The sequence below is a fragment of the Pseudomonas sp. S2_E02 genome (genome assembly GCF_054668355.1).
Map to the genome: position 1 here is coordinate 4,617,067 of NZ_CP162761.1, position 24,788 is coordinate 4,641,854.

Sequence of the window (24,788 nt, forward strand, 5' to 3'; positions counted from 1 at the left end):
CTCGGAGACGCAGGTTTATGAAGCAACTGTCCGACGTAAAATTTTCCACCCTCGATCTGGTACCGGTGCGCGAAAACGGCAGCCCGGCGCAATCGCTGCGCAACTCGCTGGATCTGGCGCAGCACGTCGAGAAATTCGGCTATACGCGGTTCTGGGTGGCCGAACACCACAACATGGACGGTATCGCCAGCTCCGCGACGTCTGTATTACTCGGTTATCTGGCTGGCGGTACGTCGACCATTCGTGTTGGCTCTGGCGGCGTAATGCTGCCCAACCATGCGCCGCTGGTGATCGCCGAGCAGTTCGGCACGCTGGAAAGCCTGTATCCGGGCCGGATCGACCTCGGCCTGGGCCGTGCGCCCGGTTCCGATCAGATGACTGCCCGCGCCTTGCGCCGCGAGCGCTCCGGCAGCGCTGACGATTTCCCCGAAGACGTTGCCGAACTGGTGCGCTACCTCGGTCCGCGTACCCCGGACCAGCGCGTGATCGCGATGCCTGGCACCGGCACCAATGTGCCGATCTGGCTGCTCGGTTCCAGTCTGTTCAGCGCGCAATTAGCCGGTGAGCGCGGTTTGCCGTATGCCTTCGCCTCGCATTTCGCTCCGCGCTTCATGCACGAGGCGATTCGCGTCTATCGCAATCACTTCAAGCCGTCGGCAGTGCTCGACAAGCCGTACGTGATGCTCGGCGTACCGCTGGTGGCGGCGGATACCGATGAACAAGCCGATTATCTGGCGACGTCGGTGTATCAGCGCATTCTGGCGTTGATGCGTGGGCAGAGCCTGGTGCAGCGTCCGCCGGTGAAAACCATGGACGGGCTGTGGCTACCGCATGAGCGTGAGGCGGTGGGGGATTTCCTGGGGCTGGCGATGGTGGGGAGTCCGCAGAAGATCCGCGCCAAGCTTGAGGTGTTGGTTGAGCAGACGCAGGCGGATGAGCTGATTTTCACCAGTGATCTGTATGAACACGCTGATCGGGTGCACTCGTACGAACTGCTCGCGCAGGTCATGAAGGGCTGAAAAGCCGAAAGGCACCCTCACCCTAGCCCTCTCCCAGGGGGAGAGGGGACTGATTGAGGTCTTCTTGCGCTCGACATCGACCTGAAAAATCGAGTCGAACTCAGGATCTGAACAACCCCCGATCCGCTCCCTTTCCCCCTCGCCCCCCTGGGGGAGAGGGCTGGGGTGAGGGGGATCAATCTCAAACACACCACAAATCTTTCAGACACAAAAAAGCCGACGCCTTCACGTCGGCTTTTTGTATTTCAGGCGCGATCAGCTCACTTCTTGTAGACGATTTCCTTCGAGCCACCTTCGCATTTGCCAACGACTTTGCCACCAGCGGCAGCGCCCTTATCAACAATCTCCAGCGAATACCCGGAAACGCCCTTGGCATCCAGCTTCGCCGCAATCTCGCTTTTCAGCTCTTCACAAGGCTTACCGGCAGCAAACGCACCACCCGCAAGGCTCAACAAACCTACTGCCAACATGAACTTCTTCATCGGTCGCACTCCCTGGTCGGATTAAAAGAGGCGGGCATCGAGCGTTCACCCGATGCAGCCACCCTGTAGCGCTTTGCCATTCCTATGGCACTCGGCCAGCGCGCAAGTTCAGAAGACTAGACCAAACTCAGCTGCTGGCAATGCGGAAGCCGACTTTCAGCGTCACCTGAAAGTGCGCTGCCTTGCCGTCCTTGATGTGGCCACGGGTGTCGACCACTTCAAACCACTCAAGATGCTTGATGCTCTTGTTGGCTTCGGCCAGCGCGTTGTTGATGGCGTCTTCGATGCTGCTGGTGGACGAACCGACCAGCTCGACTTTCTTGTACGTGTGATGGTCACTCATAACGATCTCCTTGGCGTGTGGAATTGAGACTAGCAGTGAATCTGCACTGTTGATTTCGGCGGCACCGCGCAGGCGAAGTTCAGATTTTCTGCACTTTCTCAAACCGCTGAAGTCCCAACCAACACACGCCACTCATCACCAATGCAGGAGAGCCACCATGGCCAACACCTCTTTACGTAAAGCCTCGTTGCAAAGCATGGAAGCCGAGATCGAGAGTCTGCTCAAATCGTTGGAAAGCTTGAAAGACGACGCTTCGGACGAGTCGCGCAAGACCCTCAAGGCGCTGAAAAGCAATGCCGAAAGTGCGCTGAAGCACTCGCGCCACCTGCTCAGCGATGCCTACGAAGAAGTCAAAGTGAAAACCCGCGAAACCGGGATCGCCACCCGTGATTACGCTCAGGAACATCCATGGACGACGGCCGGTGTGGCCGTCGGTGCGATCGGTCTGCTGGCGGCTTACTTGCTGTTCAAGCGCGGCGAGTGATCCGTCTGGCGCAGTTCGTTCTTGAGCCATTGCGCCAGTTGCCGGGCGCGCCCGTCTGCGGCGCGCTTGGGTAGCCACAACGCCAGTTGCGCCGGGGTTTCACAGAAACCCCATGGCGCAACCAGGCGACCGGCCTTCAAATCTTCCGTCACCAGCGGCTCCGGCGCGATGGCTACGCCGAGACCCGCGACCGCTGCTTCCAGCAAATAATACAAATGCTCAAAACCTTGCCCGAGCTTCATTGCTTTTGCGTCGAGTGCGTTCTGCTGCGCCCAACTCGGCCAGGCTTGCGGGCGCGAAGTGGTGTGCAGCAACGGTTCGTTTAGCAGGGCCGAGGCTGGCGCGGTTTGCAGACGTTGATAACCACTGAACAGCGGACTCATGACCGGGCCGATGCGTTCTGCGGCCAGTTCATAGACCTGCATGTCCGCCGGCCACGGTGGTTCGGCGAACAGCAGCAAAGCATCCAGCCCCGGGCGTCGTGGATCGAGATCGCCTTCGCCCGCCGACAGGTGCAGCCGCAAATCCGGCAGATCTGCATTCAACCGGCCCAGACGCGGAATGAACCAGCGCGCCAACAAGCTTCCGGAGCAGCCGAGTACAAACGGGGCATCGGCCGTAATTTGGGTGAGCTCGGCACAAACACTGCGCAAGCGATCAAACGCCTCGCCACTGGCATCGCGTAACCGCATGCCGGCATCTGTGAGTTTCAAGCCGCGCCCATCTTTGACGAACAGACTGGCGCCAAGGTGCTCTTCCAGCACCTTGAGCTGACGGCTGACCGCGCCATGGGTGACGTGCAGCTGTTCGGCAGCCTGACTGACGCTGTTCAGCCGGGCGGTGGCTTCGAACGCACGCAAGGCGTTCAGCGGGGGAAGGTCTTGGCTCATGGTATCTGTGAGTTTTCCTGACAGGTTGTGGCGATCTTATCGGTTTTCAGCATAGAAGGTCAGGGGTAGAGTGGTCGTCATTGTCTTCTCACCCGAATTCACCTGGAGCGACTCATGACCCAGACTTCGAACACCTCTGATCTGCGTAACGGCCCTGACGCCAACGGCCTGTTCGGTTCGTTCGGTGGCCGCTACGTGGCGGAAACGCTGATGCCGTTGATCCTCGACCTGGCCCGCGAATACGAAGCGGCCAAGGAAGATCCGGCGTTCAAAGAAGAATTGGCCTACTTCCAGCGTGACTACGTCGGGCGTCCGAGCCCGCTGTATTTCGCCGAACGCCTGACCGAGTTCTGCGGCGGCGCGAAGATTTACCTCAAGCGTGAAGAGCTGAACCACACCGGCGCGCACAAGATCAACAACTGCATCGGCCAGATCCTGCTGGCACGGCGCATGGGCAAGAAACGCATCATCGCCGAGACCGGCGCCGGCATGCACGGCGTGGCCACGGCCACCGTCGCCGCACGTTTCGGTCTGGACTGCGTGATCTACATGGGCACCACTGACATCGAACGTCAGCAGGCCAACGTCTTCCGCATGAAGCTGTTGGGCGCTGAAGTAATTCCGGTGGTGGCCGGCACCGGCACCCTTAAAGACGCGATGAACGAAGCCCTGCGTGACTGGGTGACCAACGTCGACAACACGTTCTACCTGATCGGCACCGTGGCCGGCCCGCACCCTTATCCTGCAATGGTTCGCGACTTTCAGGCCGTCATCGGCAAGGAAACCCGTGATCAGTTGCAGGCTCAGGAAGGTCGTCTGCCGGACAGCCTGGTGGCGTGCATCGGTGGCGGTTCCAACGCGATGGGCCTGTTCCACCCGTTCCTCGACGACAAGAGCGTTGAAATCATCGGTGTTGAAGCCGCCGGTTACGGCATTGAAACCGGCAAGCATGCGGCGAGCCTGAATGGCGGCGTTCCGGGTGTGTTGCACGGCAACCGTACCTTCCTGCTGCAGGACGACGACGGCCAGATCATCGACGCTCACTCGATTTCCGCCGGCCTCGATTACCCAGGCATTGGTCCTGAACACGCGTGGTTGCATGACATCGGCCGCGTTCAGTACACCTCGGTGACCGACGACGAAGCGCTGGATGCGTTCCACAAATGCTGCCGCCTGGAAGGGATCATTCCTGCCCTGGAAAGCGCCCACGCCTTGGCTGAAGTGTTCAAGCGCGCACCGAACTTGCCGAAGGATCACCTGATGGTGGTCAACCTTTCCGGCCGTGGTGACAAAGACATGCAGACCGTCATGCACCATATGGAACAGTCTAAGCAGGAGAAACACTGATGAGCCGCCTGCAAACCCGTTTTGCCGATCTCAAAGAACAGAACCGCGCTGCGCTGGTGACCTTCGTCACCGCCGGTGACCCGGACTACGACACCTCGCTGGCGATCCTCAAAGGCTTGCCGGGTGCTGGCGCCGACGTGATCGAGCTGGGCATGCCGTTCACCGACCCGATGGCCGACGGCCCGGCGATTCAACTGGCGAACATCCGTGCCTTGGGCGCCAAGCAGAACCTGATGAAAACCCTGCAAATGGTTCGCGAGTTCCGTGAAGGCAACAGTGATACGCCGCTGGTGCTGATGGGCTACTTCAACCCGATCCACATGTATGGCGTTGAGCGCTTCATCGCCGATGCGAAAGAGGCTGGCGTCGATGGCCTGATCGTGGTCGACATGCCGCCTGAGCACAACGCCGAGCTGTGCGACCCGGCGCAGGCTGCGGGTCTGGACTTCATCCGCCTGACCACGCCGACCACCGACGATGCGCGTCTGCCGAAGGTGCTTAATGGCAGTTCCGGTTTCGTTTACTACGTGTCGGTCGCCGGTGTGACCGGTGCCGGCGCGGCGACGCTGGAGCACGTTGAAGAGGCGGTGACCCGTCTGCGTCGCCATACCGATCTGCCGATCAGCATCGGTTTCGGCATCCGCACGCCGGAGCAAGCGGCGTCCATCGCGCGTCTGGCCGACGGTGTGGTGGTGGGTTCGGCGTTGATCGATCACATCGCCAACGCGACCACACCCGACCAGGCCATCGACGGCGTGCTGAGCCTGTGCTCGGCTCTCTCCGAAGGCGTGCGTAAGGCCCGCGTCAGCTGAAGGTAAAGTTCCTGATACAGAGGAATTAGCGCCTCGCGGCACAGACTAATCCAGCAAGACCGAGGGATTCAGAACCACGTTCTGAATCCCTTTTTGCTGTTTGTGCCGTGAGGAAAGACCCGATGAAAATGCCGAAACGTCTGATGGCCGGACTGGGCGTGCTGATGATCAGCGTGACACCGCTGCTGGCCAGCGCCGATCCGCGCGATGATCATGACCACGGCGGCCCACAGCAGGGCCAATACAACAACCATGGTAATGATCATCGTGGCTCGCCAAACGATCACCGTGGCGGCCCGCCGCCGTACGACTTCGGCCCGGTGCGCCAGACCATTCGTGACAATCATGGCTACTTCGTGCGCGGCGCACCGCCGCCTCCGGGGATTCATCTGGAGCGTGGCCGGCCGTTGCCGCACGGCTATTACGGCGAGCGTCTGGATAGTCGGGCGTTAGGTCGTCTGCCGGTGTACCCGGGTTACGAATGGCGCCGGGCGGGGGTGATATCGTGCTGATCGCGGTGGGCACCGGGATCGTCTACGAAATTCTCGATGGCGTTTTGTATTGATCTGCAGGCAATAAAAAAGACCGCAGCCATTGGCTGCGGTCTTTTTTTCAGGGCAGCTCCAGTCCGCCGGAGGCCTTGTGCAGTTTGCGCAGATGCGCGCCGATCTGCTTCACGTTCTCCTCACTGGCCGCAATTTCGGCGGCCCGCTTCGGCTCCAGCAACTTACGCACTTCTGCATCCAGATCTCCGGACAGTGCCAACAGCTTCTTCTGCCGCTGACTGCTCTCCGCTTCGAGTCGACTGAACTCGGTCGGCTGCGGCAATCCGTAACCCTTGGAATCGAGCAATTCCGCCGGACGACTGAGGAACCCGCTGTTGGCGAGGATTTCCTGCAAGGTCGCGTTGGCCTTGTCCATGCCGCCGTTTTCCAGCTCCCGCGCGCCGAGGTAGCGTTGCTTGACCTCATCCTGAGCCAGCAACAACTGGCGTCGATAACTCGCCTGCTCCAACAGCAGCAGGGCGGCGCTGGTACGCAAGTCGGCGCGTTCGAACCACTCACGGCGTTCTTCGGCTGTCAGCGAAAGCCATTCCTCGACGGTGTTCTGTTTGATCGGCAATTGCTTCTTCAGCACATCGAACATGGCCTGATAGCGATCGCGGAACGAGTCGAAGCGGTAACCCAGGCGCAGGGCTTCTTTCGGATCATCCAGCACACTGGTGTCCGCCAGACCACGGCCCTTCATCACTTCCAGCAAACCGTTGGGCATGATGCTGTCCAGACCCACGAACTGGTTGTTGTTACTGCCGCTGCGCAACAGCTTCAGGCCTTCTACCGCGCAGTTGTTGGAGAGGAAGAAGTAGTTGCCGTCGTAGCTCCAGTGCATTTCGGCGGCGTGTTCGACCACGCCTTCGATCTCGTCCCGTGACAGGTTCAGCGGCACGGAAGCAAGGCTGCGCAGTTCGGTCTTGGTGTATTCGTCGATGACCTGCGCGAGCGGCAGCACGAACAGGCGCGACGGGTATTTGCCGACCAGTCCGTCCCAGCTCGACAGCTGTACATCACCGACAAAGGCGCGGTAGGACAACACCAGATGCTGATCGAGGTCGAGCCGGCAATCCGGCCCGCGCGGGCGACCCGGTGCACAGATCACCAGGCGCAACATGCTGTGGCCCCAGCGGCTGACCCAGTTCTGATTGGCCTCGGCCAGTAGATAGTCGACGGCGTAGACCCGCTCGGGATCGACCTGCCCCAAGGGTTGCTTGGCGAAGTCGTTGCCGGCATTGAGGAAGGAGAAGGTCTTGCTGCAGGTGTCCTTGGCCGACGGTGTCCAGCCGAAGTGCTGCTGGTAATAGCGATACAACGCCGGGCGACGGCAGGCATAGCTCGGGTCGAGGAGGAAATACTCCATGTTGACCGCGACAAACTCCTTCGGGCTGGAGATTTCGTACAGGTCCGGGCTGCGCGCGATCTGGCGGTTGTGTTGTTCGCGCTCACCCCGACGGCCGACGTATTGCTGCCAACCGGCGAGATCGAGCAGGCGTGGGTCATCGCTGAGGGTGAAACGCCGCCCGTTCTGCCCGCGACACTCATCGGGAATGCCGATCAGCCCGGCGCTGTTGAAGCGGCGGGTGCAGCGCTGGATTAGCGTGCGCTCGGCGTCCGGCCACAAGCGCGCGCGATCGTAAATGTGGGTAATTTCGTGCAACACCGTGGCGAGCAATTCCTGGCGCACAGTGCCGTGGGGGCGATTGGTTTTTTCTTTGGCTGCACTGCCGTCAGTGAGGCTGGCCAGCAGTTTGCGATTCAGATCGAGTTCGGCAACGAGCGTGGCCTGGCCGTAAGCGTTGGCGGGCATGTCGTCGGTCCAGCCGACATCGATGCGCCGATCCAGCCGCTCGATAAAGCTCGGCGGCAGCTTTTGCATCGCCTCATCGATCAGCGCCTGGCTGGCCTGTTGTTGGGCGGGGCTCAGACCGTCGGTCTTGAGCCGCAATTGCAGGCCGGCGTGGGCGCTGTTGCCAAGCAGCAACAACGCCCCGGCCAGCAGCCAGGTGCCGAGTGACTTCACAGTGCGAGGATGGCTTCGGCGAGAACCTGATCGCTGGCGTCGCGCGCTTCCGGCACACGGGTGCGCAGGGTGTTGAGCGCGGCTTCCAGATGCGCGCCACGGATATCACCGTTAGTGGCGACGAAACTGGCGGCATCATCGTGTGCTTCGCGGATGATTTTCGAATCGCGGATCGACGTGGTGGTGTCGGAAGTGAAATCGATAGTGCGCTGGGAGGCACGAACGATGATGTTACTGGTGGCTACCAGGGTGTGCGCCTGGGCCACGTCGGCCAACAAAAACAGGCCAAGGGCGGCAGCAATCAGCGGGCTACGCATGGAACGACTCCGGAAGGGCAAGGATAACAGGGGTACAGGATAACTATTGGACGAGAATTGCCTCTGCCAGTTCAAGGTCGCTGACATGAAGTTTCGGCCGGGTTTTGCGCAGGTAATGCAGCGCGGATTCCAGTCGAGCACCACGCCATTCACCGTCACTGGCAACAAAAGCTGCGGCATCATCGTGGGCCGCGAGCAGCAGTTTACGGTCGAATGGGGCGGAAGACACCATGCTGGTGGCGTAACCACTGACGACGGTGCCTTGCGTCGACGCATTGAAAGCATCAAAGGCATCGACCGATGTCGCCCAGCAGGCGGTGAACAATACGGAGGGAATCAGTAGATTTGGAAGAAAGCGCATCGGACTCGGTAATTTTTGGTGAGCCCAAAGGCTAGCGCAATGCCCGGGCCAGAGCCAGCGCCGAAACATCGGGACACGACCGGCGTGTCCCGAACGGTGTCACGCGCTTAGATCGTCAGGATGGCTTGAGCCAACTGTGCGTCGGTAGCTTGTAGCTGTGGGGCCTGATGACGGATGTGATCCAGCGCGCTTTCCAGTTTCACACCACGGATTTCGCCTTCGCTGGCCACGAAGCTGGCAGCGTCGTCACGGGCGGCGAGGACGATTTTGTCATCACGGAACGACGAGGAAACGTCGGAGGTGGCGTCGGACGAGGATTTCAGTGCACCGACAACAGCGTCGGTGGTCACGATGAAGCTGGTGGCGCTGGCGTTGGCAGCCACGGCCAGCAGGGCGGCAGCACTGATCAGACGAAGACGGGACATGGTGTAACTCCTATGGATAAACCGTATTGAGAGGTGGCTCGGGATCTGAGGAGTCAGACGCCAGTGACACAGCATTCGCCACGTTCTGCGTGGATATTAGGCTTGCTTTGCGAGGTTCGCACAGTGGGCAAAATGCTAGCGCCAGAACGGTTTATGCAGTTCACTCAGTCGATCAGCATGGCTGAGGCCAAGATCGGCGAGATCCCGACCGTCGAGTTGAGAGAGCAGGCGCCTTGTTCTGGCGCGCTCCAGGCTGTCCAGAAGCCCGCGAATCAGGCGACGCAGAGCATTGGGGCGAGTGTAGGAATGGCTGAAGTTTCTTGAAACATCCCGTAAGTCATTCATGACGTATTCCTTATTACCGGTGAAGGCGGAAGGTCATGTTGAGCCTGTGACAGAGGAAGAGGCAGATACAGCAGAAGCAAATTGTACTGGTCCAGGTGGTGATTATAATGAACTGTACCTGTCAGCGATAAAGCTAGCTGTATAGGGATTTAAAACTCCCCAAAACGACGAAACCCGTCGTGGTTTCCCACGACGGGTTTCGTTTGTTCAATTCGGGTTGCTGGCGGTGGGTCTAATGACCAGAGCCAGCGACGCTACTTAGCGCCAGAACGGCTTGCTCAGCTCTTCGTAGCGTTGTGCTTCGCTGATACCGGCGTCAGCCAGCAAACGCGAATCCAGGCGAGCCAGTTGATGGCGGCTGGAGATGCGGCGCTGCCACAACATCAGGTTGGCGATAACGCGCAGAGGCAGGGAAGCCTGGGTGTTTACAGCTTTGTCTTCGAAGAACAGTTCGGAACTGAGTGTACGTTCCATGGTTGACATCCTTCCGCTTGTGGCGGGATCAGGTAGTGGTTTGACTGGTGCCCATGATCCTCTCGTTTGCCAAGTCTCTCTAGATACAGTTCAACTGTATTGTGAGTGACCAGTTAACTGTTTATAGGGGGTGTACGGGTCAAAAACGAGCAAACTGTACCTGTCCGCACTTAAGTGGTGCGTTTTTGCTCGATTCGAGGAAAAAGGTAGGCAAAAGCTGTAGGAAAGGACCGGTACAGCGGTACAGTTTTTGTCAGCTTTGAAGATTGCAACAATCCGCTGACGCAAACTGTGTTTGCGCCAACGGTTATCTGAGTGAATTACACCGCAAGCATGCGCCCGGTTTCTTCCAGGTTGATATGCCAGCTCAACGCTTCACGCAGAATGTGTGGGGTATGGCCACCGATTGCACAGGCCTTCGTGAAGTAATCATCCAGCGCTTGACGGAAGTCCGGGTGCACACAGTTATCGATGATCACACGTGCACGTTCCCGCGGCGCCAAGCCGCGTAAATCGGCCAGACCCACTTCGGTCACCAGAATGTCGACATCGTGCTCTGTGTGGTCGACGTGGCTGACCATCGGCACCACGCTGGAAATCGCCCCGCCCTTGGCGATCGACTTGGTCACGAACACCGCCAGATGCGCGTTACGCGCGAAGTCGCCGGAACCGCCGATGCCGTTCATCATCCGCGTGCCGCAAACGTGGGTGGAGTTGACGTTGCCGTAAATGTCGAACTCCAGCGCCGTGTTGATCCCGATGATGCCTAGGCGGCGCACCACTTCCGGGTGGTTGGAGATCTCCTGCGGACGTAGTACCAGTTTGTCCTTGTACTTCTCCAGGTTACCGAACACGTCGCTGTTGCGGCGCTCCGACAGGGTGATCGAGCTGCCCGAAGCGAAGCTCAGCTTGCCGGCGTCGATCAGGTCGAAGGTCGAATCCTGTAGTACTTCGGAGTACATGGTCAGGTCTTCAAACGGCGAATCGATCAGACCGAACATCACCGCGTTGGCAATGTTGCCGATCCCTGCCTGCAACGGGCCGAGCTTGTTGGTCATGCGCCCGGCGTCGACTTCCTGCTTGAAGAAGGTGATCAGGTGATCGGCAATGGCGTTGGTGTCGACGTCCGGCGACGACACGGTAGACGGCGAGTCCGCCTGCTGGGTGATCACGATGGCGACGATTTTTTCCGGCGGAATCGGAATCGCCGTGCTGCCGATGCGGTCGTCGACTTTTACCAGCGGGATCGGCGTGCGCGTCGGGCGATAGGTCGGGATATAGATGTCATGCAGGCCTTCGAGGTTGGCGTTGTGCGCCAGGTTGATCTCGACAATCACCTGTTTGGCGAAAATTGCGAAGCTCGCCGAGTTGCCCACCGAGGTGGTCGGCACGATGTGGCCTTGCTCGGTGATGGCCACAGCTTCGATGACCGCGATGTCCGGCAGCTTCAGTTGCTGGTTGCGTAGCTGCTCGACGGTTTCCGACAGGTGCTGATCAATGAACATTACCTGGCCGGCATTGATTGCCTTGCGCAAGGTGCTGTCGACCTGGAACGGCATCCGCCGCGACAGCACGCCGGCTTCGGTCAGTTGCTTGTCGAGGTCGTTGCCCAGGCTGGCGCCGGTCATCAGGCTGATCTTCAGCGGCGTGACCTTGGCGCGCTCGGCCAGTGCATGAGGGACGGCTTTGGCTTCGCCAGCACGAGTAAATCCGCTCATGCCGACGGTCATGCCGTCCTCAATCAAAGCGGCTGCGTCGGCGGCGCTCATCACTTTATCCAACAACGAAGGCAGGCGAATACGGTCACGGTACATGGATTATTATCTCGGGAAGCGAGTAGCAGGATGCGCAGTCTAGTGAATTTGACGAGCGCCTGTCCCGCTACCAAGGTCGCAAACGAGGCGTCTATTTAGCGGGTTTGAAGTAAAACACCGTTACTGGATCTGCAACAACGCGGCAAATTGTCCGACTGTTTGCGCAAACAAAAACGCCCCGACAAGTCGGGGCGTTCGGTATTGCAGCGGGGAATTACTCGACCGCTTTGACCATGTCTTCGATGACTTTCTTCGCGTCGCCGAAGACCATCATGGTTTTGTCCAGATAGAACAGCTCGTTGTCCAGGCCGGCATAGCCGCTGGCCATCGAGCGCTTGTTGACGATGATGGTCTTGGCTTTGAACGCTTCGAGAATCGGCATGCCGGCAATCGGCGATTTCGGATCGTTCTTTGCGGCCGGGTTAACCACGTCGTTCGCGCCGAGCACCAGCACCACATCGGCCTGACCGAACTCGGAGTTGATGTCCTCCATCTCGAACACCTGGTCGTAAGGCACTTCGGCCTCGGCGAGCAGAACGTTCATGTGCCCCGGCATACGGCCCGCTACGGGGTGGATCGCGTACTTCACGGTCACGCCACGGTGGGTCAGCTTCTCGGTCAGCTCTTTCAGCGCATGTTGCGCACGTGCCACTGCCAGACCGTAGCCCGGGACGATGATCACGGTGTCGGCGTTGGTCAGCAGGAAGGTCGCGTCGTCAGCCGAACCGGATTTCACCGGACGTGCTTCCTTCGCACCGGCAGGACCTGCGTCGGCCGTGTTGCCGAAACCGCCGAGCAGTACATTAAAGAAGGAACGGTTCATCGCCTTGCACATGATGTACGACAGGATCGCACCGCTCGAACCCACCAGGGAACCGGCAATGATCAGCATCGAGTTGTTCAGCGAGAAGCCGATACCCGCCGCCGCCCAGCCCGAGTAGCTGTTGAGCATCGACACCACGACCGGCATGTCGGCGCCGCCAATCGGGATGATGATCAGCACGCCCATCACAAACGCCAGCGCCAGCATCAGCGCGAACGCAGTGAGGTTACCGGTGAACATGAAGGTCAGGCCCAGTGCCAGCGTCGCCAGGCCCAGCACGGCGTTCAGCTTGTGCTGACCAACGAACTGTACCGGGGCGCCCTGGAACAGACGGAACTTGTATTTGCCCGACAGCTTGCCGAACGCAATCACCGAACCGGAGAAGGTGATCGCACCGATCGCAGCGCCGAGGAACAGCTCCAGACGGTTGCCCGCCGGAATCGAGTCGCCCAGTTGCTTGACGATGCCCAGCGATTGCGGCTCCACCACAGCGGCGATGGCAATGAACACTGCCGCAAGGCCGATCATGCTGTGCATGAAGGCGACCAGTTCCGGCATCTTGGTCATTTCAACGCGCTTGGCCATGATCGAACCGGCGGTGCCGCCGACCAGCAGGCCAACGATCACGTAACCGATGCCAGCCGTGGCCAGCTCAGCACCCAACTTATAGATAAGGCCGACGGTGGTCAGGATGGCCAACGCCATGCCGAGCATGCCGAACAGGTTGCCGCGCCGCGAGGTAGTCGGGTGCGACAAGCCTTTGAGGGCCTGGATAAAGCAGATCGACGCGATCAGGTAGAGCGTCGTGACAAGATTCATGCTCATTACTTCGGCGCCTCTTCTTTTACTTTCGGGGCTTTCTTCTTGAACATCTCAAGCATGCGGCGGGTCACCAGGAAGCCACCGAACACGTTGACCGCAGCCAGCGCCACAGCAAGGGTGCCCATGGTTTTGCCCAGCGGCGTGACGGTCAGCGCAGCGGCAAGCATGGCGCCGACGATCACAATCGCCGAGATGGCGTTGGTTACCGCCATCAAAGGTGTGTGCAGCGCAGGTGTAACGTTCCAGACCACGTGGTAACCGACATAAATCGCCAGCACGAAGATGATCAGGTTGTAGATACCGGGGGAGATAAGCTCTTCCATCGTCTGAATCCCTGCTTAGGCGTTTTTGCGGATGACTTGGCCGTCGCGGCACATCAGGCACGCGGCGACGATGTCGTCTTCGAGGTTGACGTCGAACTGGCCTTCTTTGGTGAAGACCAGCTTGAGGAAGTCCAGCAGGTTGCGCGCATACAGTGCCGAGGCGTCTGCAGCGACTTCACCGGCCAGATTGGTCGGGCCGCAAATGGTCACGCCATTCTCGACCACGACTTGATCAGCCACGGTCAGCGGGCAGTTGCCGCCCTGAGCAGCGGCGAGGTCGATGACCACCGAGCCCGGTTTCATCTGCGCTACGGTCTCCGCGCTCAACAGCGTCGGTGCCTTTCGGCCCGGAATCAGCGCGGTGGTGATGACGATGTCAGCTTGCTTGGCGCGCTCGTGCACGGCCTGCGCCTGACGCTGCATCCAGCTCGCCGGCATTGGTCGCGCGTAACCGCCGACACCGACGGCGCATTCACGCTCTTCATCGGTCTCGTAAGGTACGTCGACGAACTTGGCGCCGAGTGATTCGATCTGCTCTTTTACCGCCGGACGCACGTCGGACGCTTCGATCACCGCACCCAGACGCTTCGCCGTAGCAATCGCCTGCAACCCGGCCACACCGGCGCCGAGAATCAGCACGCGCGCCGCTTTCACGGTGCCCGCAGCGGTCATCAGCATCGGCATGAAGCGCGGATAGTAATGAGCGGCCAGCAACACAGCCTTATAGCCGGCAATGTTCGCCTGCGACGACAACACATCGAGACTCTGCGCGCGCGAGGTGCGCGGCGCCGCTTCGAGGGCGAACGCGGTAATGCCGCACTCGGCCATCTTTGCGATGGTTTCGTTGTTGAACGGATTGAGCATGCCGACCAACACCGTACCGCGCTTGATCAGCGTCAGTTCGGCATCGCTTGGCGCGACCACTTTGAGAATCAGCTCGGCGCCAAACGCGTCATTGGCACTGCCAATGGTTGCGCCTGCCGCTTCATAGGCACTGTCGACAACGCTGGCTTTAACGCCGGCGCCGGTTTGCACAGTGACCTTATGACCTTGGCTGATCAGCTTTTTAATGGTTTCCGGGGTTGCAGCAACCCGTGTTTCACCGGTCTGGGTTTCGAGAGGAACACCAATGTGCACGTCAAATCTCCTGCGTGATCTTATTGAGTAAACCCATGCACTACGGATGGTGCGACTGGGGCGGCCGATCAGCACGATCCCGCCAAATCAGGGCGGGGCGCGGCATTTTGCAGGCGAACTTTATGCCCTTCAAGGGATTATGACGGGTGACGGAAAATTAACTACAAGTCATCCCGTGACCGAATGTCGCAGATGGCCAGCCGAATCCCTTGCAGGCCGTGCCTTGTAAGGATTCTGGCCGAATATGGAAAAATTTCTCATCGGTGACGTGAATAGGCACTAATGCGTCGCTGATGAAGGCTCAAAGCCACGTCTTCAGCCGCTTGTGGGACGTCTGTACGACTTTCGGATACAGTCTGTTGAATTGCGACAAATACTTATATCTGTAGGGCTTTTGTTTTCCTGACTACGGGGTTAGGTAACGTTGTAAGCCTTTACCCTTCTAGGCTGTAGCTCTGTGCCTGAGTTACCAGCCAGTCACGAAATGCCTTTAATGACGCTGATTCGATCTTTCGCTCAGGAATCATCAGGTAGTAGGCCTTGATGCTGGAAAGCGCCTGCGGGTTTGCAATCACCAGGCGTTTCTCGGCCAGCTCACGCTGAATCAGGAACGGTGGAATCAGCGCGATCCCCATGTCGTGCATGGCCGCTTGGGCGAGCATGGAGAATAGCTCGTAGCGCGGGCCTGTCATGTCGCGCGGGATATTCAGCTGTTGCGAGTTGAACCACTGGCGCCAGGCGTAAGGTCGGGTAGTCTGCTGCAGCAGCGGCAGTTCGGCGATGGCTGCGGCTGTCAGAAGCGTCTTGTTGCCGAGTAGGGCCGGGCTGCACACCGGCATCGGATTCTCGCCCATCAGCCTGTGGGATTCGGTACCGGACCAATCGGCATCACCGAAGTAGATCGCCGCATCGAATTCGGTATCGGCAAACAGAAAGGGCCGGGTGCGGTTGGTCAGGTTGACCGTGACTTCCGGATGCTTGTGCTGGAAATCCTTCAGACGTGGCAGCAGCCATTGCGTGCCAAAGGTCGGCACCACCGCCAGTTCGATTACGTTGGTGCCTTGCTGGCCCATCACGGACAGCGTGTCGCGTTCGACTGCATCTAGTTGCGTCGCGACTCGGCGGCTGTAGGAAAGCCCCGCCTCGGTCAGCTTCACCCCGCGCCGCGAGCGTCGGAATAGTTCCACACTGAGGAACTCCTCAAGGCTGGCTATTTGTCGGCAAATGGCGCCTTGAGTCAGGGAAAGTTCTTCGGCAGCGCGGGTAAAGCTCTCGTGGCGCGCGGCAGCTTCGAAACTGATCAGGGCGGTGGTGCTGGGGATCTTCCTGCGCATGTACGTCAACCTCACTAATGCGCCGCATAAAAGGCATTCCGCGACGTTTCGGAGTGAGAAATTAGCACAACAGAATGCGAAATCCTCGTTTGCCGCGACGGCGAACCGCGCCTAGGATCAATGCCACGTTAATTCACCGATTTGCGAGGACAGACTCATGGGCGGTAAAGCTAGCTTCAACTGGATTGATCCCCTGCTGCTGGATCAACAGCTCACTGAAGAAGAGCGCATGATCCGCGACACCGCCGAGCAGTTTGCTCAACAGAGCCTCGCGCCGCGTGTTCTTGAAGCCTTCCGTCATGAGAAAACCGACCCGGCGATCTTCCGCGAGATGGGCGAAGTCGGTCTGTTGGGCGCGACCATCCCTGAACAGTACGGCGGCAGCGGTCTGAACTATGTCAGCTACGGTCTGATTGCTCGTGAAGTCGAGCGTGTCGACTCAGGCTACCGCTCGATGATGAGCGTGCAGTCGTCGCTGGTGATGGTGCCGATCAACGAATTCGGTACTGAAGCGCAAAAGCAGAAGTACCTGCCGAAGCTGGCTTCCGGCGAATGGATCGGCTGCTTCGGTCTGACCGAACCCAACCACGGTTCCGACCCTGGCGCGATGATCACTCGTGCACGTAAGGTCGACGGCGGCTACAGCCTGACCGGCGCGAAAATGTGGATCACCAACAGCCCGATCGCCGATGTGTTCGTGGTCTGGGCCAAAGACGATGCCGGTGACATTCGTGGCTTCGTCCTGGAAAAAGGCTGGAAAGGCCTTAGTGCTCCGGCGATTCACGGCAAGGTCGGCCTGCGTGCGTCGATCACTGGTGAAATCGTTATGGATAACGTGTTTGTGCCGGAAGAAAACATCTTCCCGGACGTGCGTGGCCTGAAAGGTCCGTTCACCTGCCTCAACTCGGCGCGTTACGGCATTTCTTGGGGCGCGCTTGGCGCTGCCGAGTTCTGCTGGCACACCGCTCGTCAGTACACCCTCGATCGCCAGCAGTTTGGTCGCCCATTGGCTGCCACTCAGTTGATCCAGAAAAAACTGGCAGACATGCAGACCGAAATCACCTTGGCCCTGCAAGGCTGCCTGCGGTTGGGGCGTATGAAAGATGAAGGCACTGCTGCGGTCGAGATCACTTCGATCATGAAACGCAACTCGTGCGGCAAGTCCCTGGATATCGCCCGTATGGCTCGCGACATGTTGGGTGGTAACGGCATCTCCGACGAATTCGGCGTGGCCCGTCATCTGGTCAACCTGGAAGTGGTGAATACCTATGAAGGGACTCACGACGTTCACGCGCTGATCCTCGGGCGTGCGCAAACCGGTCTGCAGGCGTTCTATTAACAGGAGAGCGACCATGGGCGCGCTGTCGCATCTGCGGGTACTGGATTTATCGCGAGTATTGGCCGGACCGTGGGCCGGGCAGATCCTCGCCGACCTTGGCGCCGAAGTGATCAAGGTCGAGCGCCCGGGCAATGGCGATGATACGCGCGCCTGGGGGCCGCCCTTCCTTAAAGACGCTTATGGCGAGAATACGTCGGAGGCGGCTTATTACCTGTCGGCCAACCGCAACAAGCAATCGGTAACCATCGATTTCACGCGGCCCGAGGGTCAGAAGCTGGTGCGCGAGCTAGCGGCGAAGTCGGACATCCTCATTGAGAATTTCAAGGTCGGTGGTCTGGCGGCGTATGGGCTGGACTACGAATCGCTGAAAGCGATCAATCCGGACCTGATCTATTGCTCGATTACCGGATTCGGCCAGACCGGGCCGTATGCCAAGCGCGCCGGCTATGACTTCATGATTCAGGGGCTGGGTGGGCTGATGAGTCTGACCGGACGTCCTGAGGGTGATGAGGGTGCCGGTCCGGTGAAAGTTGGTGTGGCGCTGACGGATATTCTCACCGGTCTGTATTCGACGGTAGCCATTCTGGCTGCGCTGGCTCATCGCGATCACGACGGTGGCGGGCAGCAAATCGACATGGCATTGCTGGATGTCCAGGTGGCGTGTCTGGCTAACCAGGCGATGAACTACCTGACAACGGGCAACGCACCGAAGCGCTTGGGCAATGCGCATCCGAACATCGTGCCTTATCAGGATTTTCCTACGGCCGATGGTGATTTCATCCTCACCGTGGGTAATGACGGGCAGTTCCGCAAGTTTGCCGAAGTGGCGGGGCAGCCGCAGTGGGCGGATGATCCGCGTTTCACGACCAATAAGTTGCGGGTGGCGAATCGCGCGGAGCTGATTCCTTTGATTCGTCAGGCAACCGTGTTCAAGACGACTGCCGAGTGGGTTGCTCAGCTGGAGCAGGCGGGCGTGCCGTGCGGGCCAATCAATGATTTGTCGCAAGTGTTTGAGGACCCTCAGGTCAAGGCGCGTGGTTTGGCGATAGAGATGCCGCATGCGTTGGCGGGTATGGTGCCTCAGGTAGCCAGCCCCATTCGTTTGTCGCAGACGCCGGTTGAGTATCGTCGGGCGCCTCCCTTGTTGGGTGAGCATACGCTGGATGTTTTGCAGCGGGTGCTTGGGATGGGGTCGGGTGCGGTGGCTGATTTGAAAGCCGCTGGAGTGCTGTAGACATTCCTTCTATATAGAAGCGCGGCGTTTGCTTCCTATATAGAGAAGCGGTTGACTGTTTTTCAACCAATCTGCAAGTGATTGAAAGAAAAGTGAAATTAACGGTTGACGGCAGATTCAGGATGTCTATAATTCGCCCCACTTCCGGCGCAGTCGAAACGGAAAACTCCTTGAGATTCAATGAGTTATGTAGGTTTCGGCGGCAGGTTGCTTCAGTTCATCGAAGCCAGAAGGAAGTTGAAAAAGAGGTGTTGACAGCAGCGTGTAACGCTGTAGAATTCGCCTCCCGCTGACGAGAGATCGGAAGCGCAAGTGGTTGAAGTTGTTGAAGAATTCTTCGAAAACTTCTGAAAATAATCACTTGACAGCAAATGAGGCTGCTGTAGAATGCGCGCCTCGGTTGAGACGAAAGATCTTAACCAACCGCTCTTTAACAACTGAATCAAGCAATTCGTGTGGGTGCTTGTGGAGTCAGACTGATAGTCAACAAGATTATCAGCATCACAAGTTACTCCGCGAGAGATCAAAGATGTAACCAACGATTGCTGAGCCAAGTTTAGGGTTTCTTAAAAACCCAAAGATGTTTGAACTGAAGAGTTTGATCATGGCTCAGATTGAACGCTGGCGGCAGGCCTAACACATGCAAGTCGAGCGGATGAGAGGAGCTTGCTCCTGGATTCAGCGGCGGACGGGTGAGTAATGCCTAGGAATCTGCCTGGTAGTGGGGGACAACGTTTCGAAAGGAACGCTAATACCGCATACGTCCTACGGGAGAAAGCAGGGGACCTTCGGGCCTTGCGCTATCAGATGAGCCTAGGTCGGATTAGCTAGTTGGTGAGGTAATGGCTCACCAAGGCGACGATCCGTAACTGGTCTGAGAGGATGATCAGTCACACTGGAACTGAGACACGGTCCAGACTCCTACGGGAGGCAGCAGTGGGGAATATTGGACAATGGGCGAAAGCCTGATCCAGCCATGCCGCGTGTGTGAAGAAGGTCTTCGGATTGTAAAGCACTTTAAGTTGGGAGGAAGGGCAGTAACTTAATACGTTGCTGTTTTGACGTTACCGACAGAATAAGCACCGGCTAACTCTGTGCCAGCAGCCGCGGTAATACAGAGGGTGCAAGCGTTAATCGGAATTACTGGGCGTAAAGCGCGCGTAGGTGGTTCGTTAAGTTGGATGTGAAATCCCCGGGCTCAACCTGGGAACTGCATTCAAAACTGTCGAGCTAGAGTATGGTAGAGGGTGGTGGAATTTCCTGTGTAGCGGTGAAATGCGTAGATATAGGAAGGAACACCAGTGGCGAAGGCGACCACCTGGACTGATACTGACACTGAGGTGCGAAAGCGTGGGGAGCAAACAGGATTAGATACCCTGGTAGTCCACGCCGTAAACGATGTCAACTAGCCGTTGGGAGCCTTGAGCTCTTAGTGGCGCAGCTAACGCATTAAGTTGACCGCCTGGGGAGTACGGCCGCAAGGTTAAAACTCAAATGAATTGACGGGGGCCCGCACAAGCGGTGGAGCATGTGGTTTAATTCGAAGCAACGCGAAGAACCTTACCAGGCCTTGACATCCAATGAACTTTCCAGAGATGGATTGGTGCCTTCGGGAACATTGAGACAGGTGCTGCATGGCTGTCGTCAGCTCGTGTCGTGAGATGTTGGGTTAAGTCCCGTAACGAGCGCAACCCTTGTCCTTAGTTACCAGCACGTTATGGTGGGCACTCTAAGGAGACTGCCGGTGACAAACCGGAGGAAGGTGGGGATGACGTCAAGTCATCATGGCCCTTACGGCCTGGGCTACACACGTGCTACAATGGTCGGTACAAAGGGTTGCCAAGCCGCGAGGTGGAGCTAATCCCATAAAACCGATCGTAGTCCGGATCGCAGTCTGCAACTCGACTGCGTGAAGTCGGAATCGCTAGTAATCGTGAATCAGAATGTCACGGTGAATACGTTCCCGGGCCTTGTACACACCGCCCGTCACACCATGGGAGTGGGTTGCACCAGAAGTAGCTAGTCTAACCTTCGGGAGGACGGTTACCACGGTGTGATTCATGACTGGGGTGAAGTCGTAACAAGGTAGCCGTAGGGGAACCTGCGGCTGGATCACCTCCTTAATCGACGACATCAGCTGCTCCATAAGTTCCCACACGAATTGCTTGATTCATTGAAGAAGACGAAAGAAGCAGCCCGAAATTGGGTCTGTAGCTCAGTTGGTTAGAGCGCACCCCTGATAAGGGTGAGGTCGGCAGTTCGAATCTGCCCAGACCCACCAATTTTGTGTGGGAAACGCCTGTAGAAATACGGGGCCATAGCTCAGCTGGGAGAGCGCCTGCCTTGCACGCAGGAGGTCAACGGTTCGATCCCGTTTGGCTCCACCACTACTGCTTCTCTTGTGTAAAGCTTAGAAATGAGCATTCCATCATGATGATGGTGAATGTTGATTTCTAGTCTTTGACTAGTTCGTTCTTTAAAAATTTGGGTATGTGATAGAAAGATAGACTGAACGTTACTTTCACTGGTAACGGATCAGGCTAAGGTAAAATTTGTGAGTTCTCTTAATTGAGAAATTCGAATTTTCGGCGAATGTCGTCTTCACAGTATAACCAGATTGCTTGGGGTTATATGGTCAAGTGAAGAAGCGCATACGGTGGATGCCTTGGCAGTCAGAGGCGATGAAAGACGTGGTAGCCTGCGAAAAGCTTCGGGGAGTCGGCAAACAGACTTTGATCCGGAGATGTCTGAATGGGGGAACCCAGCCATCATAAGATGGTTATCTTGTACTGAATACATAGGTGCAAGAGGCGAACCAGGGGAACTGAAACATCTAAGTACCCTGAGGAAAAGAAATCAACCGAGATTCCCTTAGTAGTGGCGAGCGAACGGGGACTAGCCCTTAAGTGGCTTTGAGATTAGCGGAACGCTCTGGAAAGTGCGGCCATAGTGGGTGATAGCCCTGTACGCGAAAATCTCTTAGTCATGAAATCGAGTAGGACGGAGCACGAGAAACTTTGTCTGAATATGGGGGGACCATCCTCCAAGGCTAAATACTACTGACTGACCGATAGTGAACTAGTACCGTGAGGGAAAGGCGAAAAGAACCCCGGAGAGGGGAGTGAAATAGATCCTGAAACCGTATGCGTACAAGCAGTGGGAGCAGACTTTGTTCTGTGACTGCGTACCTTTTGTATAATGGGTCAGCGACTTATTTTCAGTGGCGAGCTTAACCGAATAGGGGAGGCGTAGCGAAAGCGAGTCTTAATAGGGCGTCTAGTCGCTGGGAATAGACCCGAAACCGGGCGATCTATCCATGGGCAGGTTGAAGGTTGGGTAACACTAACTGGAGGACCGAACCGACTACCGTTGAAAAGTTAGCGGATGACCTGTGGATCGGAGTGAAAGGCTAATCAAGCTCGGAGATAGCTGGTTCTCCTCGAAAGCTATTTAGGTAGCGCCTCATGTATCACTGTAGGGGGTAGAGCACTGTTTCGGCTAGGGGGTCATCCCGACTTACCAAACCGATGCAAACTCCGAATACCTACAAGTGCCGAGCATGGGAGACACACGGCGGGTGCTAACGTCCGTCGTGAAAAGGGAAACAACCCAGACCGTCAGCTAAGGTCCCAAAGTTATGGTTAAGTGGGAAACGATGTGGGAAGGCTTAGACAGCTAGGAGGTTGGCTTAGAAGCAGCCACCCTTTAAAGAAAGCGTAATAGCTCACTAGTCGAGTCGGCCTGCGCGGAAGATGTAACGGGGCTCAAACCATACACCGAAGCTACGGGTATCATCTTCGGATGATGCGGTAGAGGAGCGTTCTGTAAGCCTGTGAAGGTGAGTTGAGAAGCTTGCTGGAGGTATCAGAAGTGCGAATGCTGACATGAGTAACGACAATGGGTGTGAAAAACACCCACGCCGAAAGACCAAGGTTTCCTGCGCAACGTTAATCGACGCAGGGTTAGTCGGTCCCTAAGGCGAGGCTGAAAAGCGTAGTCGATGGAAAACAGGTTAATATTCCTGTACTTCTGGTTATTGCGATGGAGGGACGGAGAAGGCTAGGCCAGCTTGGCGTTGGTTGTCCAAGTTTAAGGTGGTAGGCTGAGATCTTAGGTAAATCCGGGATCTTAAGGCCGAGAGCTGATGACGAGTGTTCTTTTAGAACACGAAGTGGTTGATGCCATGCTTCCAAGAAAAGCTTCTAAGCTTCAGGTAACCAGGAACCGTACCCCAAACCGACACAGGTGGTTGGGTAGAGAATACCAAGGCGCTTGAGAGAACTCGGGTGAAGGAACTAGGCAAAATGGCACCGTAACTTCGGGAGAAGGTGCGCCGGTGAGGGTGAAGGACTTGCTCCGTAAGCTCATGCCGGTCGAAGATACCAGGCCGCTGCGACTGTTTATTAAAAACACAGCACTCTGCAAACACGAAAGTGGACGTATAGGGTGTGACGCCTGCCCGGTGCCGGAAGGTTAATTGATGGGGTTAGCTAACGCGAAGCTCTTGATCGAAGCCCCGGTAAACGGCGGCCGTAACTATAACGGTCCTAAGGTAGCGAAATTCCTTGTCGGGTAAGTTCCGACCTGCACGAATGGCGTAACGATGGCGGCGCTGTCTCCACCCGAGACTCAGTGAAATTGAAATCGCTGTGAAGATGCAGTGTATCCGCGGCTAGACGGAAAGACCCCGTGAACCTTTACTATAGCTTTGCACTGGACTTTGAATTTGCTTGTGTAGGATAGGTGGGAGGCTTTGAAGCGTGGACGCCAGTTCGCGTGGAGCCATCCTTGAAATACCACCCTGGCAACTTTGAGGTTCTAACTCAGGTCCGTTATCCGGATCGAGGACAGTGTATGGTGGGTAGTTTGACTGGGGCGGTCTCCTCCTAAAGAGTAACGGAGGAGTACGAAGGTGCGCTCAGACCGGTCGGAAATCGGTCGTAGAGTATAAAGGCAAAAGCGCGCTTGACTGCGAGACAGACACGTCGAGCAGGTACGAAAGTAGGTCTTAGTGATCCGGTGGTTCTGTATGGAAGGGCCATCGCTCAACGGATAAAAGGTACTCCGGGGATAACAGGCTGATACCGCCCAAGAGTTCATATCGACGGCGGTGTTTGGCACCTCGATGTCGGCTCATCACATCCTGGGGCTGAAGCCGGTCCCAAGGGTATGGCTGTTCGCCATTTAAAGTGGTACGCGAGCTGGGTTTAGAACGTCGTGAGACAGTTCGGTCCCTATCTGCCGTGGACGTTTGAGATTTGAGAGGGGCTGCTCCTAGTACGAGAGGACCGGAGTGGACGAACCTCTGGTGTTCCGGTTGTCACGCCAGTGGCATTGCCGGGTAGCTATGTTCGGGAAAGATAACCGCTGAAAGCATCTAAGCGGGAAACTTGCCTCAAGATGAGATCTCACTGGAACCTTGAGTTCCCTGAAGGGCCGTCGAAGACTACGACGTTGATAGGTTGGGTGTGTAAGCGCTGTGAGGCGTTGAGCTAACCAATACTAATTGCCCGTGAGGCTTGACCATATAACACCCAAGCAATTTGCGTCGAAGAGACCAGATTGCGGTGTGTGAAGACGAAACGAACCGAAAGTTCGATGTTCACAAACACCGAAAGCTGTCACATACCCAATTTGCTGAAGCGAGGCCACAAGGTCACGAGTCAGTACCCGAATTTCTTGACGACCATAGAGCGTTGGAACCACCTGATCCCATCCCGAACTCAGCAGTGAAACGATGCATCGCCGATGGTAGTGTGGGGTTTCCCCATGTGAGAGTAGGTCATCGTCAAGATTAAATTCCGAAACCCCAATTGCGAAAGCAGTTGGGGTTTTGTTTTAGTAGAAGTAACTGTTTTTGCTGGCTTGTTACCGTGTTGACGGGCCAGATACAGAATTTCTTGACGACCATAGAGCGTTGGAACCACCTGATCCCATCCCGAACTCAGAAGTGAAACGATGCATCGCCGATGGTAGTGTGGGGTTTCCCCATGTGAGAGTAGGTCATCGTCAAGATTGAATTCCGAAACCCCTGTCTGCTAACGCGGACGGGGGGTTTTGTCATTTCAGGATCAGATAAAGAAACGACA

The 24,788-nt window shown here is 57.3% G+C and carries 20 protein-coding genes, 2 tRNA genes, 4 rRNA genes and 1 pseudogene; 13 read left to right on the forward strand and 14 right to left on the reverse strand.

Annotated elements, in window-relative coordinates; genetic code table 11:
- The first annotated feature begins 17 nt into the window (after window positions 1-17).
- The gene (locus tag AB4O01_RS20855; protein ID WP_034152274.1) at window positions 18-1,019 is read left to right on the forward strand and encodes an LLM class flavin-dependent oxidoreductase; all 1,002 of its coding nucleotides are present in this window, start codon (window positions 18-20) and stop codon (window positions 1,017-1,019) included.
- A 260-nt stretch (window positions 1,020-1,279) separates the two neighbouring features.
- Here AB4O01_RS20855 and AB4O01_RS20860 read toward each other — a convergent pair whose 3' ends face one another.
- Window positions 1,280-1,501, reverse strand: a complete 222-nt coding sequence (locus AB4O01_RS20860) for a DUF1161 domain-containing protein (RefSeq protein ID WP_099757642.1) — start codon at window positions 1,499-1,501, stop codon at window positions 1,280-1,282.
- A 127-nt stretch (window positions 1,502-1,628) separates the two neighbouring features.
- Window positions 1,629-1,844 carry a dodecin gene (locus AB4O01_RS20865; protein WP_003220389.1) on the reverse strand — a complete coding sequence of 72 codons (216 nt, stop codon included), beginning with the start codon at window positions 1,842-1,844 and terminating at the stop codon, window positions 1,629-1,631.
- A gap of 157 nt (window positions 1,845-2,001) precedes the next feature.
- Between AB4O01_RS20865 and AB4O01_RS20870 the strand changes: the two genes are divergently transcribed.
- Window positions 2,002-2,328 (forward strand): ElaB/YgaM/YqjD family protein, encoded by a 327-nt coding sequence (locus AB4O01_RS20870; RefSeq protein WP_007911686.1) that lies wholly within the window; start codon window positions 2,002-2,004, stop codon window positions 2,326-2,328.
- Here AB4O01_RS20870 and AB4O01_RS20875 read toward each other — a convergent pair.
- Window positions 2,301-3,218: a LysR family transcriptional regulator gene (locus tag AB4O01_RS20875; RefSeq protein WP_460089399.1), complete on the reverse strand. Its 918-nt coding sequence runs from the start codon at window positions 3,216-3,218 to the stop codon at window positions 2,301-2,303. The two genes, AB4O01_RS20870 and AB4O01_RS20875, sit on opposite strands and share 28 nt — an antisense overlap.
- Before the next feature lie 114 nt (window positions 3,219-3,332).
- Between AB4O01_RS20875 and trpB the strand changes: the two genes are divergently transcribed.
- From trpB to AB4O01_RS20890, 3 genes and pseudogenes are all read left to right on the forward strand, one after another.
- A complete protein-coding gene (trpB, locus tag AB4O01_RS20880) occupies window positions 3,333-4,565 on the forward strand; it encodes a tryptophan synthase subunit beta (RefSeq protein ID WP_186620386.1) in 1,233 nt (410 codons plus the stop codon).
- On the forward strand, window positions 4,565-5,377 hold the full coding sequence (gene trpA, locus AB4O01_RS20885) for a tryptophan synthase subunit alpha (RefSeq protein WP_116254153.1): 813 nt from the start codon (window positions 4,565-4,567) through the stop codon (window positions 5,375-5,377). Before trpB ends, trpA begins: the two co-directional genes overlap by 1 nt.
- 122 nt (window positions 5,378-5,499) lie before the next feature.
- Window positions 5,500-5,942, forward strand: a pseudogene (locus tag AB4O01_RS20890) (anti-virulence regulator CigR family protein).
- 47 nt (window positions 5,943-5,989) lie between these two features.
- On the opposite strand, the gene AB4O01_RS20895 reads toward AB4O01_RS20890, so the two are convergent.
- The 11 genes from AB4O01_RS20895 to AB4O01_RS20945 all read right to left on the reverse strand — a co-directional run bounded on the left by AB4O01_RS20895 (window position 5,990) and on the right by AB4O01_RS20945 (window position 16,126).
- The gene (locus AB4O01_RS20895) at window positions 5,990-7,951 is read right to left on the reverse strand and encodes a DUF7844 domain-containing protein (protein ID WP_460089401.1); all 1,962 of its coding nucleotides are present in this window, start codon (window positions 7,949-7,951) and stop codon (window positions 5,990-5,992) included.
- Window positions 7,948-8,268, reverse strand: a complete 321-nt coding sequence (locus tag AB4O01_RS20900) for a DUF2388 domain-containing protein (protein WP_007911662.1) — start codon at window positions 8,266-8,268, stop codon at window positions 7,948-7,950. Before AB4O01_RS20900 ends, AB4O01_RS20895 begins: the two co-directional genes overlap by 4 nt.
- Before the next feature lie 43 nt (window positions 8,269-8,311).
- Complete coding sequence (locus tag AB4O01_RS20905) at window positions 8,312-8,629, reverse strand: DUF2388 domain-containing protein (RefSeq protein ID WP_093429472.1); 318 nt, start codon at window positions 8,627-8,629, stop codon at window positions 8,312-8,314.
- Window positions 8,630-8,736: 107 nt separating this feature from the next.
- Window positions 8,737-9,054, reverse strand: coding sequence for a DUF2388 domain-containing protein (locus AB4O01_RS20910; RefSeq protein WP_460089403.1), 318 nt, complete (start codon window positions 9,052-9,054; stop codon window positions 8,737-8,739).
- A 135-nt stretch (window positions 9,055-9,189) separates the two neighbouring features.
- Entirely contained in the window at window positions 9,190-9,399 is a 210-nt protein-coding gene (locus tag AB4O01_RS20915; protein WP_460089405.1) for a DUF1127 domain-containing protein, read from the reverse strand.
- Window positions 9,400-9,657: 258 nt separating this feature from the next.
- Window positions 9,658-9,873 carry a DUF1127 domain-containing protein gene (locus tag AB4O01_RS20920; RefSeq protein ID WP_007911656.1) on the reverse strand — a complete coding sequence of 72 codons (216 nt, stop codon included), beginning with the start codon at window positions 9,871-9,873 and terminating at the stop codon, window positions 9,658-9,660.
- A 320-nt stretch (window positions 9,874-10,193) separates the two neighbouring features.
- A complete protein-coding gene (locus tag AB4O01_RS20925) occupies window positions 10,194-11,687 on the reverse strand; it encodes an acetyl-CoA hydrolase/transferase family protein (RefSeq protein ID WP_460089406.1) in 1,494 nt (497 codons plus the stop codon).
- 214 nt (window positions 11,688-11,901) lie between these two features.
- The gene (locus AB4O01_RS20930) at window positions 11,902-13,335 is read right to left on the reverse strand and encodes an NAD(P)(+) transhydrogenase (Re/Si-specific) subunit beta (RefSeq protein ID WP_093429468.1); all 1,434 of its coding nucleotides are present in this window, start codon (window positions 13,333-13,335) and stop codon (window positions 11,902-11,904) included.
- Complete coding sequence (locus AB4O01_RS20935; RefSeq protein WP_003187417.1) at window positions 13,335-13,655, reverse strand: NAD(P) transhydrogenase subunit alpha part 2; 321 nt, start codon at window positions 13,653-13,655, stop codon at window positions 13,335-13,337. Before AB4O01_RS20935 ends, AB4O01_RS20930 begins: the two co-directional genes overlap by 1 nt.
- A gap of 15 nt (window positions 13,656-13,670) precedes the next feature.
- A complete protein-coding gene (locus tag AB4O01_RS20940; RefSeq protein WP_093429467.1) occupies window positions 13,671-14,792 on the reverse strand; it encodes a Re/Si-specific NAD(P)(+) transhydrogenase subunit alpha in 1,122 nt (373 codons plus the stop codon).
- A gap of 434 nt (window positions 14,793-15,226) precedes the next feature.
- Entirely contained in the window at window positions 15,227-16,126 is a 900-nt protein-coding gene (locus tag AB4O01_RS20945) for a LysR family transcriptional regulator (RefSeq protein ID WP_460089408.1), read from the reverse strand.
- A 157-nt stretch (window positions 16,127-16,283) separates the two neighbouring features.
- Here AB4O01_RS20945 and AB4O01_RS20950 point away from each other — a divergent pair, with 157 nt between their 5' ends.
- The 8 genes from AB4O01_RS20950 (at window position 16,284) to rrf (AB4O01_RS20985) (ending at window position 24,714) form a co-directional block, all read left to right on the forward strand.
- On the forward strand, window positions 16,284-17,465 hold the full coding sequence (locus tag AB4O01_RS20950) for an acyl-CoA dehydrogenase (protein ID WP_007953903.1): 1,182 nt from the start codon (window positions 16,284-16,286) through the stop codon (window positions 17,463-17,465).
- Window positions 17,466-17,478: 13 nt separating this feature from the next.
- Entirely contained in the window at window positions 17,479-18,699 is a 1,221-nt protein-coding gene (locus AB4O01_RS20955) for a CaiB/BaiF CoA transferase family protein (RefSeq protein ID WP_460089409.1), read from the forward strand.
- A 586-nt stretch (window positions 18,700-19,285) separates the two neighbouring features.
- Window positions 19,286-20,822 (forward strand): 16S ribosomal RNA (locus AB4O01_RS20960).
- Between the two features lie 81 nt (window positions 20,823-20,903).
- Window positions 20,904-20,980: transfer RNA gene (locus AB4O01_RS20965), tRNA-Ile, on the forward strand.
- Window positions 20,981-21,010: 30 nt separating this feature from the next.
- Window positions 21,011-21,086 (forward strand) — tRNA-Ala (locus tag AB4O01_RS20970).
- A gap of 246 nt (window positions 21,087-21,332) precedes the next feature.
- Window positions 21,333-24,226: ribosomal RNA gene (locus AB4O01_RS20975) — 23S ribosomal RNA — on the forward strand.
- 151 nt (window positions 24,227-24,377) lie between these two features.
- Window positions 24,378-24,493 (forward strand): 5S ribosomal RNA (gene rrf, locus AB4O01_RS20980).
- A 105-nt stretch (window positions 24,494-24,598) separates the two neighbouring features.
- A 5S ribosomal RNA gene (gene rrf / locus AB4O01_RS20985) occupies window positions 24,599-24,714 on the forward strand.
- The 16S, 23S and 5S rRNA genes sit together here with 2 tRNA genes alongside, the layout of an rRNA operon.
- The last annotated feature ends 74 nt before the right edge of the window (window positions 24,715-24,788 follow it).